The sequence below is a fragment of the Tamlana crocina genome (assembly GCF_012037625.1).
Map to the genome: position 1 here is coordinate 36,255 of NZ_JAAVJS010000015.1, position 16,556 is coordinate 52,810.

Genomic DNA, 16,556 nt, shown 5'->3' on the forward strand with positions numbered 1-16,556 from the left:
GAAATTTAACGCAATTTAACTGATTTTTTTGTATTTCGTCGATGTTTTTAAATTATTTTGTCATTTTGACGAAAAAAAAAGCTTTTAAACGACAAAACCCACCTAAATAGGCGGGTTTCATTATTTAAATTTTAACTTTTCTTAGTGCTGCAGCTCCTCTTCTCCTTCTTTTAAAGGTATATTTTGAGGAACAAAGTCTACATCGTGTCCTGGTTTACTGTAATCGTAAGCCCAACGGTGTACGTGTGGAATTGCACCTGGCCAGTTTCCGTGTATGTGCTCTACCGGTGTTGTCCACTCTAATGTAGTAGACTGCCATGGGTTTTTAGTGGCCTTCTTTCCGTAGAAAATACTAGCAAAGAAGTTGTACAAATATACTATTTGAACCACACCTCCTACTAAGGCAAATACTGTTATAACAACATTTACATTAGCTAAATCATCGAATAGCGGGAAGTTACTGTTGGTGTAATAACGACGTGGTAAACCAGCCATTCCAATAAAATGCATAGGGAAGAATACTCCATAAGCACAGATAGCTGTTAACCAGAAGTGGATATATCCTAAGTTCTTATTCAACATACGTCCGAACATTTTAGGATACCAGTGGTAAATACCTGCAAACATACCATATAATGCCGAAATACCCATTACCAAGTGGAAGTGAGCCACTACGAAATATGTATCGTGTACGTTAATATCTAATGCTGAATCTCCTAAGATGATACCTGTTAAACCACCAGTAATGAAAGTTGACACAAAACCAATAGAGAATAACATGGCCGGGTTCATCTGCAAATTACCTTTCCAAAGTGTTGTAATCCAGTTAAATGCTTTTACAGCCGATGGAATCGCAATTAATAACGTTGTAAATGTAAACACAGAACCAAGGAATGGGTTCATACCAGAAATAAACATGTGGTGCCCCCAAACAATAGTTGAAAGGAATGCGATTGCCAAAATAGATGCAATCATCGCACGATAACCAAAGATAGGTTTACGTGAATTTGATGCCATAATCTCAGACACTAATCCCATCGCTGGTAAGATTACAATATATACCTCAGGGTGACCTAAGAACCAGAATAAGTGCTCAAACAATACAGGAGAACCACCTTGGTAATGCAATACTTCACCTTGAATAAAAATATCTGATAAGAAGAACGACGTTCCAAAACTTCTATCCATAATCAACAATAACGCAGCCGATAATAATACTGGGAATGAAATTACACCAATGATGGCTGTAATGAAAAACGCCCAAATAGTTAGCGGAAGTCTTGTCATAGACATCCCTTTTGTACGCAAGTTAAGCACCGTTACAATGTAGTTTAATGACCCCAATAATGATGAAGCAATGAAGATAGCCATAGATACCAACCATAAGGTCATACCCATACCAGAACCACCTTGAGCCATTGGCAGCGCACTTAATGGGGGATAAATAGTCCAGCCAGCAGCAGCAGGCCCGGCTTCAACAAATAAAGAGATAACCATGATTACACTCGATAAGAAGAATAACCAATAAGACACCATGTTTAAGAAACCAGATGCCATATCGCGTGCACCAATTTGCAACGGAATTAAAAGGTTACTAAAGGTACCACTTAAACCAGCGGTTAATACGAAGAATACCATAATGGTTCCGTGGATGGTAACCAAAGCCAAATAAATATCGGCATCCATAACACCATCGGGTGCCCATTTGCCCAATAAAGCTTCAAACAATACGTTTGGCTCTTCCGGCCATGCAATTTGCATACGGAACATCATAGACATTAAAACACCAATAACACCCATAATAGTACCAGTAATAAGGTACTGCTTGGCAATCATTTTGTGATCCTGACTAAATATATATTTAGTTACAAACGTCTCTTTATGATGATGTCCGTGGTCGTCGTGAGCGTGGTTATCTGCGTGTGCTGACATAATCTTATATCGTTTTCTTTTTTTTTAAATTAGTTTACTAGAGAGTTTTTAAATTCCTTTTGCTCTTTCATCCAAGCATCAAATTCTTCCTGCGTTTCCACTATAATCTTCATTTGCATATTATAGTGCGATTTTCCGCAAATTTTATTACACAACAAAAGGTAATCGAATTCGTAACGCTCTAAGGCATCTTCACCGTTAGCTACCAATTCCTTACTGTTTTCAACTCTAATATTATTAATGTTTTGGACTTTTTCAATCATTTGAGGTGTTTGACGCATTTCCTCTGTGGTTACTGTTGGTGTGAAACCAAATTGTGTAATCATACCAGGAACACAGTTCATTTGAGCTCTAAAGTGTGGCATGTAAGCAGAGTGCAATACATCCTGTGAACGCATCTTGAATAACACCGGCTTACCCACTGGTAAGTGCAATTCGGTAGTAATGACATCATCCTGTGCGTTAGGGTCAGCTTCGTCCAATCCTAAAATATTAGCACGATCTATATCAATCAACCTTACGTTAGCCTTACCTAAAGTATTATCAGCACCAGCGTATCTTGCTTTCCAGTTAAACTGTTGTGCATACAATTCTACCACTAATGGATCGTCGCTTTCGTCAACCCCCATAATGTTTACCCAAGTGCTCAGTCCATAGATAATTAAACCTGCTAAAACAATTACTGGAATAATGGTCCAGATAGCTTCCAATTTATTGTTATCGGCAAAGAATAAAGCCTTTTTTCCTTTTTCACCTTTGTATTTAAATGCAAAATAGTGCAGTAAAAATTGGGTTATAGTTTGAACCAAGAAAATAATTACCAATGAAATAATCATCAAATTATCAATAGTTGGTCCGTGCTCTGAAGCCGAATTTGATAATAATGGTAAATCTCCCCATTTAACAAAACATACTATGGTTATGATGTAAATAAAAGCTAAAAAGCCCATCATTAAATAACCATTTATTTTATTGTCCTGATCTGTGGCCACACCAGAGGTAATATTCTCGTTTCTAGCTTGTGCTAAATCGAAAATCTTTACCATCTGCCAAATGGCAATTAAAATAAATACTAAAACTATAATTGTTAATAAAGCAGTCATTGGTATCGTTCGTCTTTATTTATTTCTTAATTAATAATGAAAATCTTCACTTTCTTTTCTAAAAGGATAACCTTTTACTAACAGCGGTGCTTTGGTTAAAGCTGTAAATACTACGAAAATAAACAGCCCAGCAAACAATAATATAGAACCAATTTCTGGTACACCAATAAACCATCTGTCTCCTACCGTGGCTGGCATAATCATATTGAAAATATCAATATAGTGACCAAAAAGGATAACCAAACCAGTCATAACCACAAACCAAGGAATTCGTTTGTAATCGGCATTCATCAACATTAAAATTGGGAATACAAAATTCAATACTACCATACCTAAGAATGGTAATTTGTAATCGTTAAAACGGCTAATAAAGTAAGTTACCTCTTCTGGAATGTTAGAGTACCAAATCAACATGAATTGTGAGAACCAAAGGTAAGTCCAGAAAATACTCATGGCAAACATAAATTTAGCCACATCGTGAATATGATTTTCGTTTACAAAATCCAAATAACCTCTAGATTTTAAGTAAATAGCGATTAAAGCAATAACCGTAATACCACTTACAAACATACTAGCGAATACGTACCAACCGAATAAGGTTGAAAACCAGTGTGGATCTACACTCATTATCCAATCCCAAGACATCATCGATTCTGTATAAATAAAGAATACTAAGAATGCCGCAGAAATACGGAATGACTTTTTGAAGTTGCTTTTATCTTCAGCAGTATCTTGAGCGATAGAAAACTTACGTGAAAAATGGCGATATAATACCCAACCAGCAATAAAGATAATTCCACGGATAGCAAAACCAGTAATGTTCAACCAGCTCGATTTACCTTGAATCAATTTATCGTGGGCTACTACATCAGGATCCATCCAAATAAATAAGTTGTAGTGGCCAATAGTACCAGAAGCCAAAGCAATCAACAATACTATAACAGCTCCCGGTAATAGATATGCTGTAATACCTTCCATAACTCTAAAAAGCACTGGTGACCATCCGGCTTGTGATGCAATTTGAATAGCATAGAAAGCCAATACACCCAAAGCAATCATCATAAAGAAAAATGCCGCAACATATAATGCTGCCCAAGGACGATTTGCTATTTGGTGCTGAACGTGCTCAATATGCTTAGCATGCTCGTCAACTTCAGCGTGTGCTTCTTCGCCATGAGCATCTGCAGCATGGGCATCGTGGGATGGTGCAGCATGAGCTGCTTCCTCACCGTGCCCACCGCCATGGTGTGCTTCTTCAGCAAGAAGCGTTTCAACCTCTTCAAAAGATTTATGCGATGTCATAAAACCATATCCAACTCCTAATAGCCCCAACACCATTAGAATGATAGAAAATGTCTTTAATTTATTTGAAAATGTGTACATATCTATAATAATCTTATCAGTCTTATTTTTCTAAATCGGCCTTTAACTTCAACACATACGATACTACTTGCCAACGCTCTTCTTCGTTAAGTTGGTTAGCATAAGAACCCATCGCATTTTTTCCGTAATAAATAGTATGGTAAATACTTCCGGCTGTGATGGCCCTACCAGCATCATCGTAACTTGGAATACCCAATATCTTTTCACGCTTCACAAGGTTTCCTTGTCCGTCACCTTTTGTTCCGTGGCAAATACCGCAATAAATATTGTAAAGCTCTTTACCTCTCTCTAAATCTATAGCAGTAGAATCAAGCGGATTGGTTAATGAAGCCTTTGCCAATTCAAACCCTTCAGTTGTATTGTCGATATCAAAAGGAATGTGACCTCTTGGCACTGAACCTTCGGCCGGCAACTGCGCTTCTACGCCATCTCTAAATGCCGCTTCACCGTAAGTTTCGTAACCCGCAGACTCATACATGTTAGGCATGAACTGATAGTTTGGTGCGGTGCTTTTATTACATGATACAGCCACAAAAACGACTGCTATTGCTACTATTTTAATTAAGCTTTTCATAGATATATTAATGGGCTTTATCAACTAAATTAACTTCAACTGCACCGGTATCTTTAAGTAAGCTGGCAAGCTCTTCTTCATTACCGTGCACAGGTATTTCCATTAAAAAATGGTCGTCTGTAGTTCTAGAATCTGGGTTTTCAGCTTTTTTAAATGGCCACATTCTACTTCTTAAGTAAAACGTAATTACCATTAAGTGGGCTGCGAAAAATACCGTAAGCTCGAACATGATTGGCACAAAGGCTGGCATGTTTTCCAAATAGCTAAAACTTGGTTTACCACCAATGTTTTGAGGCCAGTCTTCAATCATGATAAAGTTCATCATGGTTATCGCAACGGTAAGACCAACCAAACCATACATAAATGCAGTTATGGCGATACGCGTTGGTGCTAAGCCCATGGCTTTGTCTAGCCCGTGAACCGGAAACGGAGTATATATTTCTTCAATGTGATGTTTGGCTGCCTTCACCTTTTTTACGGCGTGCATTAATACATCATCATCGGTATAAATAGCGTGAATAACTTTTGAAGCTTCCATTGACTATAATTAGTTTATTAAATTTTTAGCTTGTCCTGCCCAATCATCACGTTCTGCTCTTCCAGGGAAAGAACCAGTGATAGAGTCTAACAAATCGTATTCTTTTTTGGTCATTTTACTAACCTGAAGGAAGGTATAAATACCAATGCTGTTGAGCACTTCTTCCATTTTAGGTCCAACGCCACTAATCTGTTTCAAATCATCAGCGGTTTGCGTAGCAGCATCAAATGTACCGATGCTTCCTAATAAACTGCTCACCTTTTCTGATTTTTCTTCTTCTGAAACTTCAACCGTTTGCTTTGCAGGTTCGGCAGTTGCCACAGATGATGTTCTTGAATCGGCACCTGTACCTACTAAGCTCTGTCCAGCTTCTCTTAAGTTTTTGTACTTTTCTCCTGATGATTTCAAAATTGTCTTTACCTCTGCTTGTGCAATTACCGGGAATGTTCTTGAGTATAATAGGAACAATACAAAGAAGAATCCAATCGTTCCGATGAAAATTCCAATATCAACAAAGGTTGGCGAGAACATAGTCCACGACGATGGTAAATAATCTCTATGCAATGAAGTTACGATAATTACGAAACGCTCGAACCACATTCCTATGTTTACCACAATCGAGATAAAGAATGAAAACATAATACTGGTTCTTAATTTCTTGAACCACATAAACTGTGGAGAGAATACATTACAGGTCATCATCGCCCAGTATGCCCACCAGTAAGGTCCGGTTGCTCTATTCAAGAAGGCGTATTGTTCGTACTCTACACCAGAATACCAAGCAATAAACAACTCAGTAATATAAGCCACACCTACAATAGAACCTGTAATCATAATTACAATGTTCATCAATTCGATGTGCTGTACGGTGATATAGTCTTCAAGGTTACACACTTTTCTCATGATAATAAGAAGCGTGTTTACCATGGCAAATCCTGAGAATACCGCACCAGCAACGAAGTATGGTGGGAAAATGGTGGTATGCCATCCTGGAATCACCGAAGTAGCAAAGTCAAACGATACAATGGTGTGTACCGAAAGTACAAGTGGTGTCGCCAAACCGGCAAGTACCAATGATACTTCTTCAAAACGCTGCCAATCTTTTGCTCTACCAGACCATCCGAAACTTAATATGGAATAAATTTTCTTTTGGAATGGCTTTATAGCTCTGTCTCTTAACATCGCGAAATCTGGTAATAATCCAGTCCACCAAAATACTAGTGATACAGACAGATATGTAGAAATCGCAAATACGTCCCAAAGTAATGGTGAGTTAAAGTTTACCCACAACGAACCGAATTGGTTTGGAATAGGGAGTACCCAATAACCTAACCATGGACGACCCATGTGGATAATTGGGAACAAACCTGCTTGCACAACCGAAAAGATGGTCATCGCCTCTGCAGAACGGTTAATTGCCATTCTCCATTTTTGACGGAACAATAAAAGTACCGCAGAAATAAGTGTTCCTGCGTGACCAATACCTACCCACCAAACGAAGTTGGTAATATCCCAAGCCCAACCTACGGTTTTATTTAAACCCCAAGTACCAATACCCGTAGATATTGTATATAAAATACACCCAATACCCCAAAGGAAAGCGGCTAGTGAAATTCCAAAAACTATCCACCATTGTTTGTTTGCTTTTCCTTCTACTGGCTTTGCTACATCCACAGTTACATCGTGGTATGATTTTTCGCCGGTAACTAAAGGTCTTCTAATAGGTGCTTCGTAATGAGACGCCATAATTATATAATTGATTCTTTAATTAGATTTATGCTTCAGTTGTATTTCTCACTTTCGTGTGGTACTGCACGTTTGGCTTCGTTCCTACGTGCTCCAACAAGTGGTACATACGGTTATCTTCCTTAAGTTTTGCAACTTTACTTTCTTTGTCGTTGATGTCTCCAAATACCATGGCACCACTACTACATGCCGCAGAACACGCTGTTTGGAACTCACCATCTTTAATCTCACGTCCGTCACGTTTTGCATCAAGGATGGTTTTCTGTGTCATTTGGATACACATAGAACATTTTTCCATCACACCACGAGAACGTACCACAACATCTGGATTCAATACCATACGACCTAAATCATCGTTCATGTGGTAATCGAACTCATCATTTCCATTGTAAAGGAACCAGTTGAAACGACGTACTTTGTAAGGACAGTTGTTGGCACAGTATCTTGTACCCACACAACGGTTATAAGCCATGTGGTTTTGACCTTGACGACCATGTGATGTTGCCGCTACTGGACAAACCGTTTCACAAGGTGCGTGGTTACAGTGCTGACACATTACCGGTTGGAATGCTACTTGAGGATTCTCGGAAGCATTTTCCATTTCGCCAAATTCGCTTAACGAACTTCCTAAACCAGAAATGTTATCTTTTTTCTCGTTATCGCCTTCAAATGAGGTTTCAGATGAATAATATCTATCGATACGTAACCAGTGCATATCACGGCTACGACGTACTTCAGACTTACCAACTACTGGTACGTTGTTTTCAGCATGACAAGCAATAACGCAAGCCCCACATCCTGTACACGCATTTAAGTCGATAGAAAGGTTGAAGTGGTGACCTACAGAACGATCAAACTCATCCCATAAATCTACTTCTGGTGAAGTTACTGGAGTTTCTTCGTGGTTTAATGACACCACAGGTACTGCATTCCAGTATTTTTTATCTTTAGTATTGAATATCTCTAAAGTGGTTTCCTTAACGATATCACCACGTCCCATTAAGGTATTGTGCAACTGTACGCAAGCAAATTCGTGCTCACCAGATGTCGCCTCAATAGAAACGCTCTGTACGTTGTTGAAGTTTTGGTATAACGGATAAGCATTAACACCCGTTTGCATTTCTTCCTTCAAACCTAAGGTTCTTCCGTAACCGAATGAAAGACCAACAGACCCTTTAGCCTGTCCTGGCTGAATAATTACCGGAGCGGTAACAGACACACCGTTAACAGTCACTTTAGCATAACTTCCGTTTAAAGCTCCATTGGCAACGTGCTTATTCATTAAGCCTAATGCCTCAGCATCTGCTTTTGAAACGGTTAAATAGTTATCCCAAGATGTTCTTGTAATTGGGTCTGGGAACTCTTGCAACCAAGGGTTATTGGCTTGTTGGCCATCACCCATTCCTGTCTTGGTGTATAAAGTCAATTCAAGCCCTTCAGACTTAGCCGAAGCCGCCAATGCTCTAGCAGCATTGCTAAACGGTGTACTTGAAGTTTCTTCCTCTGAAGCTTCTGCTGTTTCTTCAACAGCCGTAGCAATAGAACCTACATAAACACCATCGTGAAGTGCTTTGTTAAATGAGCTACCGCCTAAAATAGAAGTACCCCATGCCTCTTTAATATAATCGTGATAAGAAGCATCGTTACCCGTCCATTTCAATAATGCCTCTTGGAATTGTCTTGTATCAAATAACGGACGGATAGTTGGCTGCGTTAACGCAAAATGTCCTTTTTTGATTTCAACATCACCCCAAGATTCTAAATAGTGAGGAGCTGCTGCTATATATTGTGCTTCAGAAGAGGTTTCATCTTCCTTCATTGAAAACACAATCGATAATTCTGTTTTCTTTAATCCTTCAACAAAATCAGCTGCATTTGGTAAAGAATAAGCAGGATTAACACCACTTGCGATGATTGCCCCAACTTTTCCAGCTTTCATATCAGCAACCAATTGGGCTACTGACTTATCGCTACCCTGTTTTGTTTTTATTGGTGTTTTTGGATCGAATGCTTTACTTCCTAAAGCTTCGTTGATTTCAAAAACAACGGTTTGTGCGTTTACATCTTGAATTCCTGTAACTACAACCGCTTTGCTTCCCGCTTTTTTCAATTGGGAAGCCGCATTCTTAACAGCTTCTTCTGCTTTTTCCGGTAAATTTCCAGAAACCGAACCACCAACAACATAGCTATGCAATTTAGCTAAAGCTATTTTTTGTTGTGATGGCGTTAATGGCACACGCTTATCGGCATTAGCACCAGTTAACGACATATTAGCTTCAAACTGTACGTGACGCGACATTTTTCCGTGGTCAGGCACTCGGTTTTTGGCATAGCCAGAATCAAAGCCTCCGCCTTGCCAATCGCCTAAGAAATCAGCTCCAACAGAAACAATAGTCATCGCTTTTTCAAAATCGTAATTCGCCAATCCGCGTTCTCCATATTTTGCTTGGTAAGCGTCCAATGCAGCAGATTCTGAAACAGCATCATAAACTACATGGCGAACGTTACCATATTTTTCTTTGAATTCTGAAATCAACTTACTTGTTGACGGACTAGCAAAAGTTTGCGTTAACAACACAATCTCCTTACCTGCAACTTTTAAATCGGTTAATTTCTGATTGGTCTCAGCATCAAAATCACTCCAAGAAATGGCTTTCCCTTCTTTTTTTGGACCCTGAACCCTTAAACTGTCATACAAACCTAAAACAGATGCGTTAACTCTGGCATTAGCACTGCCATTTGTTTTAGCCATCGCATTGTTTTCAATTTTTATTGGACGGCCTTCGCGAGTTTTAACCAATACGCTGGCAAAATCAAATCCGTCTGCAATAGTAGTTGCATAGTAGTTGGCCACACCCGGAATAATCTCGGTAGGTTGAACCACGTAAGGAATCGATTTTTTAACCGGGCCTTCACATGCTGCCAAAGAAGCAGCCGCTGTACTAAACCCAACATATTTTAAGAAATCGCGACGAGTAGTTGATGTAGTCTCTAACGTATCTTTATCACCTAAAAATTCATCAGTAGGAATCTCGTTAACAAACTCGTTTTGTTTTAGCGTCTCAACAATAGAGCTGTTTTCGTTTAGCTCTTCAACACTTTTCCAGTATTTCTTGTTTGATGACATATGATATAATTGAATTACTTCTTATTAATTATTAATAGTGGCACTTACCACATTCCAAACCACCCATTTGAGCCGCAGTTAACTCCTCAACACCATACTTTTTAGAAAGCTCCTCGTGGATTTTTTCATAGTAAGCATTGTCTTTTACAGCCACATTGGTTTCCCTGTGACAGTTAATACACCATCCCATGGTAAGTGGCGCGTGTTGGTACATAATTTCCATTTCCTCTACAGGACCATGACAAGTTTGGCACTCAACACCTGCAACGGTAACGTGTTGCGAGTGGTTAAAATAGGCGAAGTCTGGTAAGTTATGAATTCTAACCCATTTTACAGGTTGGGATTCACCAGTGTATTTTTGGTCGGCATCGCTCCATCCAGCAGCAGCATATAGCTTTTGGATTTCTCCATCATAAAATTCTTTTGAATACTCAGGAGACGTTTCACCTGTGTACTCATAAATAGACTTATGACAGTTCATACAAACATTCAACGAAGGAATACCTGAAGTTTTACTTACTCTAGCAGAAGAGTGACAGTATTTACAATCGATACCGTTGTCGCCTGCGTGGATTTTATGTGAAAAGTGAATAGGCTGCACTGGTTGATACCCTTGATCAACACCTATTTGAGATAAGTAGCCATACACAAAATAAGCACTTGAAAGCAAGAAGAAAATCGCCACTACAATCATCAAGAATTGATTTTGAACGAAAGCTTTCCAAAGCGGTGTTCTTTTTGTTTCTTCTGGCAACTCTATATTTTGAGCTTCAGCAAAACGACGCAACGTTTTGTTCACCAAGTATAGCCCAGCAGCCAAAAGGATAAACAAAATAGCCAAAGCCCCTAGAATAATTTCGTTTGAAATACCTCCCGAAGCAGCTGGCGCTTGAGTCGCCACAGCACCTGCACCGGCAGCACCCTCGGCAGGAGCCGCTTTCTCTTCAGCTGTGTAAGCTAAAATATTGTTGATATCTTCGTCTGATAATTGCGGGAACGCGGTCATAGCCGCCCCACCGTACTCATCATAAATTTTGTTAGCGTAAGCATCGCCAGATTTGATAACTGCCGAACTGTTTCTTATCCAAGCATGAATCCAATCCCTATCCAAACCTTGCTCATCGGATAAACGCGCTTCAACATTACGCAATGCAGGCCCGGTCATTTTTTTATCTAATTTATGACAAGCTGCACAATTGGCATTAAACAAAGCTTTTCCTTTTGCTGGATCTCCATCTTGAGCCGAAAGAGAGGTTGTAAACGCTAGTAAAACCATTAAGCCTAAACGAAGAATGTTTGCGCTCAATTTACGGTGAATCACCTTTTCCATATTGTTGGTTATGTTAACTTCTAAACTTTGGTATGATTTTTTCATTTACGAAATAGAAAAAATACAGTTAAAAAAATCTGTCGCAAAAGTAATATTAAAAGTCCATTTTAGAAATGTTACAGAAGTGTTAATTGGTAATTTAGAGCAATTCTAAATAATAAAAAAGCACGCATTTTAGTTAATATCATATACATTTGTGAAAAATATTTAAAAATGAAACCATTGAATTTGAAAACTAGCATTTTAAGCATTCTCGTTTTTGCATTGGGCATCACTTTTGGCTTTTCCCAACAAGGAAAAACCGAAATAAATCGAGATCCAAAAATAGATGTTTTGATGAATCTGATGAAGGAAATGAACAAAAACGACAATGATTCAGATCGATATAAAATCCAAATCTACTCCGGAAACCGCTCGGGAGCCCAAAAGGCACAAAGTGAATTTAAAGAATCGTTTTCCGAATGGTATTCAACCGATGTTTACGAACCACCAAATTTTAAAATTTGGGTCGGCAATTTTAGAACACGATTGGAGGCTGATAGAGCGTTGCAACAAATAAAAAAGAAGTTCCCTATAGCTTTTATCTTTAAACCCAAAAAATAAACAAAAGCGAAACAAACAGTTTATATTGGGCGTCAAGTAAATGCTATACTTGACGCCCTTTTCTATTAAAGCTTACTTTACTGTTATCTTCTTTAAAACGTTGCCCTGGCGAGTTTCAATTTTTAAAAAATACACTCCCGATTTTAAGCCAGAAACATCTACATTATCAATTGCTGAAAATTGACGGACTACAGCTTTTCCAAATACATCAAAAAGAACAAGTGAATCAATATTCACCGTGGTTTTTATTTGAATGGAATGTTTGGCGGGCATAGGATAAACACGTACCATGTATGCAACAGCGCTATCTGCCATCGAAAGTTCTTCATCCTGAACATCGCCGGTTAAAACAGCATTCGAAGGACTCAAATTTCCTCCACAACCACTATCTGTAATCGAACTGTTTTCAATCCAAGTGCCCAACACCAAACTTGGCGGATTGGGACTAGAAGCAATTGTATTGGTATAAATAACGTAAGGTGAGACAAAATCACCATTGCCATCGTCGGCAGTAAACTCCCAAACGCTGTCGACATCATTCCACTTAATTTTAAATTCACATGTACCAATGCCTCCGCAGGATTGTTCACCATCAACAGGAATCGTGGTGTAAACATTTCTGCCCGTAGCATCAGTTTCAACGTAACTGAAAATATAGTCTTGATTTTCGAACAAATCATGGCAGCCATTAAAGGTAATTTGGCCAAAAACACTGTAACAGCACATCACAATTAAAAGGGTTTGAATATTTGTTTTCATAACCAAACTAGTTTCGAGATGGAAAAATGCCTTGAAGGCAAATAATGTAATTTACAGTACCGTAAGGCTGAATATTATTTACGGGCTGACCACCTCCGGAGTTTCCAATCATAGTGCTGTTCATTGTTGTGTTGGCTGCTGCATCTGAATATTCTTTATCTAATGCCTTTGTACCCGCTGGTAAATTTCCGGTTGGCACGGATTGGTTACCATCCTCTACTACAGCATTTACAGTATGGGAGTGCGGTGGCATTTGCGAAACCGTTAGCGTATTTGTTTCCGTACCGCCTTTACTCCCTTGGCGGTAAGTACTAAGCCCGGGACCACTACCCGGATGGATAGCCACACGACCCCGCAAATCGGGAAGGGCAAAAGTGGTTCGGCCATCGCCGCCATAGGTAGTTCCTAAAATGGAGAACAAAGCTTGATACTGACTTATGGCCAATAATTGCCCGTCGCATAAGGCCCAACTTCTTGGCGCAAAATTTCCAGCAAACATGCGTATTTCACCAATAAAACCCTCTTGAGCGTTCAATTGGAAACTAAAAACAAAGCAAAGGAGAAAGAACCCGATTGTAATTCTTTTTTTCATAATGATAGATTTAAAATTAATAGCTCCTTTAAAGATAGGCAAAAAAAAAGCACTTATCAATTGATAAGTGCTTTTAAACGCATTGTTTAAATTCTATTTATTACTTCAGCTTCTTTTTAACCTCAACTTCATGGAACGCTTCAATAATATCGCCTTCCTTAACATCGTTGAAGTTTTTAATTTGCATACCGCAATCGTATCCTTTGGAAACTTCCTTCACATCGTCCTTAAATCGTTTCAACGAAGCCAATTCACCAGTATGTACCACAACACCGTCACGTATTAAACGTACTCCTGAGTTTCTTAGTATTTTTCCATTGGTTACCATACAACCTGCAATCGTACCAATTTTAGACACTTTGAACGTTTCCCTGATTTCTGCGGTACCCGTAACTTCTTCTTTAAGCTCTGGAGACAACATGCCTTCCATAGCATCTTTAAGATCGTTGATGGCATCGTAGATGATCGAGTATGTTCTAATATCGATTTCTTCTTTATCTGCAATGGATCTTGCGTTACCAACAGGTCGCACATTAAATCCGATAATAATCGCATCGGAAGCCGTTGCCAATAACACATCACTTTCTGTAATGGCACCTACGCCTTTATGGATGATATTAACGTGGATTTCTTCAGTAGAAAGCTTTTGGAACGAATCGGTTAACGCCTCCACAGAACCATCCACATCACCTTTAAGGATAATGTTCAGTTCTTGGAAATCGCCCAATGCAATACGACGACCAATTTCATCAAGTGTAATATGGCGTTGCGTTCTTACAGACTGCTCACGTTGCAATTGCGCACGTTTGGCTGCAATTTGTTTGGCTTCACGCTCATCTTCAAATACATTGAATTTATCACCTGCTTGAGGCGCACCATCCAAACCAAGGATTGACACTGGAGTTGATGGCCCAGCGGCTTCTATATCTTGGCCTCGTTCATCCTGCATCGCTTTTACTTTTCCGCTATGCTGCCCTGCTAACACATAATCTCCAACCCTTAGTGTACCTGCCTGCACTAAAACCGTTGAAACGTATCCGCGACCTTTATCTAAAAAGGCCTCCACTACTGTACCTTGAGCAGCTTTGTTAGGGTTGGCTTTTAATTCCAACAATTCAGCTTCTAGCAATACTTTTTCCAAAAGCTCATTAACACCAGTACCAAATTTGGCCGAAATATCGTGCGATTGTATTTTACCGCCCCAATCTTCAACTAGAAGATTCATATTGGCTAAGCCTTCCTTAATCTTATCAGGGTTTGCATTAGGTTTATCAATTTTGTTGATAGCAAAAACAATAGGAACACCGGCAGCCTGAGCGTGTGCGATGGCCTCTTTGGTTTGTGGCATGATATCATCATCAGCTGCAGCAACAATAATAGCAATATCGGTTACCTGCGCACCACGGGCACGCATCGCCGTAAACGCTTCGTGACCTGGTGTATCTAAAAAGGCAATTTTTTGTCCGCCCTCTAAGGTTACGCCATAAGCTCCAATATGCTGGGTAATTCCACCAGACTCGCCAGCAATTACATTTTCTTCACGTATATAATCCAGAAGCGATGTTTTACCGTGATCTACATGACCCATTACCGTAACAATTGGCGCGCGTGGCTGTAAATCTTCTGGCTGATCCTCTACCTCTTCAATCGATTCCTCAATATCAGCCGTTACAAATTCAACCTTGTATCCGAATTCTTCGGCAACGATCGATAAGGTTTCAGCATCCAAACGCTGGTTCATCGTCACCATCATTCCTAATGACATACAAGCCGAAATAACCTGTGTTACACCAACGTCCATCATAGTTGCCACCTCGCTTGCCGTAACAAACTCGGTTACTTTTAGGATTTTGCTTTCCGCAGCTTCCATTTGTTGATCTAGCTCAGATTGTTCTCTGTGCTGATCACGCTTATCTCTTCTATACTTAGCACCCTTACCTTTACTAGACTTCCCTTGAAGTTTTTCAAGTGTTTCGCGCACTTGTTTTTTTACATCTTCTTCGCTAGGCTCTTCCTTTACAATGTTTCTACGCCCTTGGCCTTTGCCTTTATTAAAGCGATCGTTACCGCCTCTGTTACCTCCCTTGTTATCTTGAGGGCCACCAACTTTACTGATTCTTCTGCGCTTTCTTTTTCCTGCACTGGCATCACCTGGTTTTGAATCGGATTTTTTATCCTCTTTCTTTTTCTTAGGCTTGTTAAATTGCGATAGATCAATTTTATCGCCAGCAATTTTAGGGCCGGTAAGTTTTTGGTATTGGGTTTTTACCTTTTCTTGAGGAACCACCAATTCACCATCAATCAAAACCTTTTTAGGTTGCTCTTTAGCAGGTTCATCGGCTTTTTTCTCCTCCTTTTTTTCTTCTTTTGCGGCAGGAGCAACAAGTTTTTCTTCTGTTTTAGGCTTAACTTCTTTTGGTTCCTCTTTTTTGGCTTCCACTGGCTTTTCAGCAGGTTTAGCTTCTTCTTTAGGAGCGGCAGGCTTTTCTTCGGCCTTTTTAGGCTCAAGATCAATCTTGCCAACCGTTTTAGGGCCTGATAGTGTTTTGGCTGCCTTTACAACTTCTTCCTGTTTGGCTTTTTCTTTGGCTTCTTCTTCTTTTTGCTTGGCCTCCAATTCTTGTTCGCGCTTAATACGCAAATCTTCCTTTTCCTTTTGCTTAGCCTCACTTACTTTTTGCGACTTCATTTTCTTATTAGCGTCGGTCTCAAATTCATCGGAAAGTATGTTATAGGTTTCCTCAGAAATTTTGGTCGTTGGACGCTTCTCTATCTCGATACCTTTTGAATCTAAAAATTCAACGGCCCGATCAAGTGAAATGTTCAGTTCGCGTAATACTTTATTTAATCTAATTGTTTCAGCCATAAA

Annotated in this window: 12 protein-coding genes; 1 reads left to right on the plus strand and 11 read right to left on the minus strand. The window is 39.4% G+C overall.

Features of this window, described 5'->3' with window-relative positions; translation table 11 throughout:
• Positions 1 to 141: 141 nt before the first annotated feature.
• The 8 genes from HC176_RS11360 to HC176_RS11395 are packed head-to-tail and all read right to left on the minus strand — an operon-like array spanning position 142 to position 11,733.
• Positions 142 to 1,932 carry a cytochrome c oxidase subunit I gene (locus tag HC176_RS11360; protein ID WP_167918391.1) on the minus strand — a complete coding sequence of 597 codons (1,791 nt, stop codon included), beginning with the start codon at positions 1,930 to 1,932 and terminating at the stop codon, positions 142 to 144.
• A 29-nt stretch (positions 1,933 to 1,961) separates the two neighbouring features.
• Positions 1,962 to 3,035 (minus strand): cytochrome c oxidase subunit II, encoded by a 1,074-nt coding sequence (locus tag HC176_RS11365; protein WP_167918393.1) that lies wholly within the window; start codon positions 3,033 to 3,035, stop codon positions 1,962 to 1,964.
• 30 nt (positions 3,036 to 3,065) lie between these two features.
• Positions 3,066 to 4,418: a quinol:cytochrome C oxidoreductase gene (locus HC176_RS11370; RefSeq protein WP_167918395.1), complete on the minus strand. Its 1,353-nt coding sequence runs from the start codon at positions 4,416 to 4,418 to the stop codon at positions 3,066 to 3,068.
• A 22-nt stretch (positions 4,419 to 4,440) separates the two neighbouring features.
• Positions 4,441 to 4,992 (minus strand): c-type cytochrome, encoded by a 552-nt coding sequence (locus HC176_RS11375; protein ID WP_167918397.1) that lies wholly within the window; start codon positions 4,990 to 4,992, stop codon positions 4,441 to 4,443.
• Between the two features lie 7 nt (positions 4,993 to 4,999).
• On the minus strand, positions 5,000 to 5,530 hold the full coding sequence (locus HC176_RS11380; protein ID WP_167918399.1) for a DUF3341 domain-containing protein: 531 nt from the start codon (positions 5,528 to 5,530) through the stop codon (positions 5,000 to 5,002).
• A gap of 9 nt (positions 5,531 to 5,539) precedes the next feature.
• Positions 5,540 to 7,276: an NrfD/PsrC family molybdoenzyme membrane anchor subunit gene (nrfD, locus tag HC176_RS11385; RefSeq protein ID WP_167918401.1), complete on the minus strand. Its 1,737-nt coding sequence runs from the start codon at positions 7,274 to 7,276 to the stop codon at positions 5,540 to 5,542.
• A 28-nt stretch (positions 7,277 to 7,304) separates the two neighbouring features.
• Positions 7,305 to 10,403: a TAT-variant-translocated molybdopterin oxidoreductase gene (locus HC176_RS11390; RefSeq protein WP_167918403.1), complete on the minus strand. Its 3,099-nt coding sequence runs from the start codon at positions 10,401 to 10,403 to the stop codon at positions 7,305 to 7,307.
• A gap of 31 nt (positions 10,404 to 10,434) precedes the next feature.
• Positions 10,435 to 11,733 carry a c-type cytochrome gene (locus HC176_RS11395; protein WP_167918472.1) on the minus strand — a complete coding sequence of 433 codons (1,299 nt, stop codon included), beginning with the start codon at positions 11,731 to 11,733 and terminating at the stop codon, positions 10,435 to 10,437.
• A 228-nt stretch (positions 11,734 to 11,961) separates the two neighbouring features.
• Here HC176_RS11395 and HC176_RS11400 point away from each other — a divergent pair, with 228 nt between their 5' ends.
• Positions 11,962 to 12,336, plus strand: a complete 375-nt coding sequence (locus HC176_RS11400) for an SPOR domain-containing protein (RefSeq protein WP_245234882.1) — start codon at positions 11,962 to 11,964, stop codon at positions 12,334 to 12,336.
• Positions 12,337 to 12,408: 72 nt separating this feature from the next.
• On the opposite strand, the gene HC176_RS11405 is transcribed toward HC176_RS11400, so the two are convergent.
• The 3 genes from HC176_RS11405 to infB all read right to left on the minus strand — a co-directional run bounded on the left by HC176_RS11405 (position 12,409) and on the right by infB (position 16,553).
• On the minus strand, positions 12,409 to 13,095 hold the full coding sequence (locus HC176_RS11405; RefSeq protein WP_167918407.1) for a T9SS type A sorting domain-containing protein: 687 nt from the start codon (positions 13,093 to 13,095) through the stop codon (positions 12,409 to 12,411).
• Positions 13,096 to 13,102: 7 nt separating this feature from the next.
• Positions 13,103 to 13,687 carry a phage tail protein gene (locus HC176_RS11410; RefSeq protein WP_342448689.1) on the minus strand — a complete coding sequence of 195 codons (585 nt, stop codon included), beginning with the start codon at positions 13,685 to 13,687 and terminating at the stop codon, positions 13,103 to 13,105.
• A 100-nt stretch (positions 13,688 to 13,787) separates the two neighbouring features.
• The gene (gene infB, locus HC176_RS11415) at positions 13,788 to 16,553 is read right to left on the minus strand and encodes a translation initiation factor IF-2 (RefSeq protein WP_167918409.1); all 2,766 of its coding nucleotides are present in this window, start codon (positions 16,551 to 16,553) and stop codon (positions 13,788 to 13,790) included.
• Positions 16,554 to 16,556 lie beyond the last annotated feature (3 nt).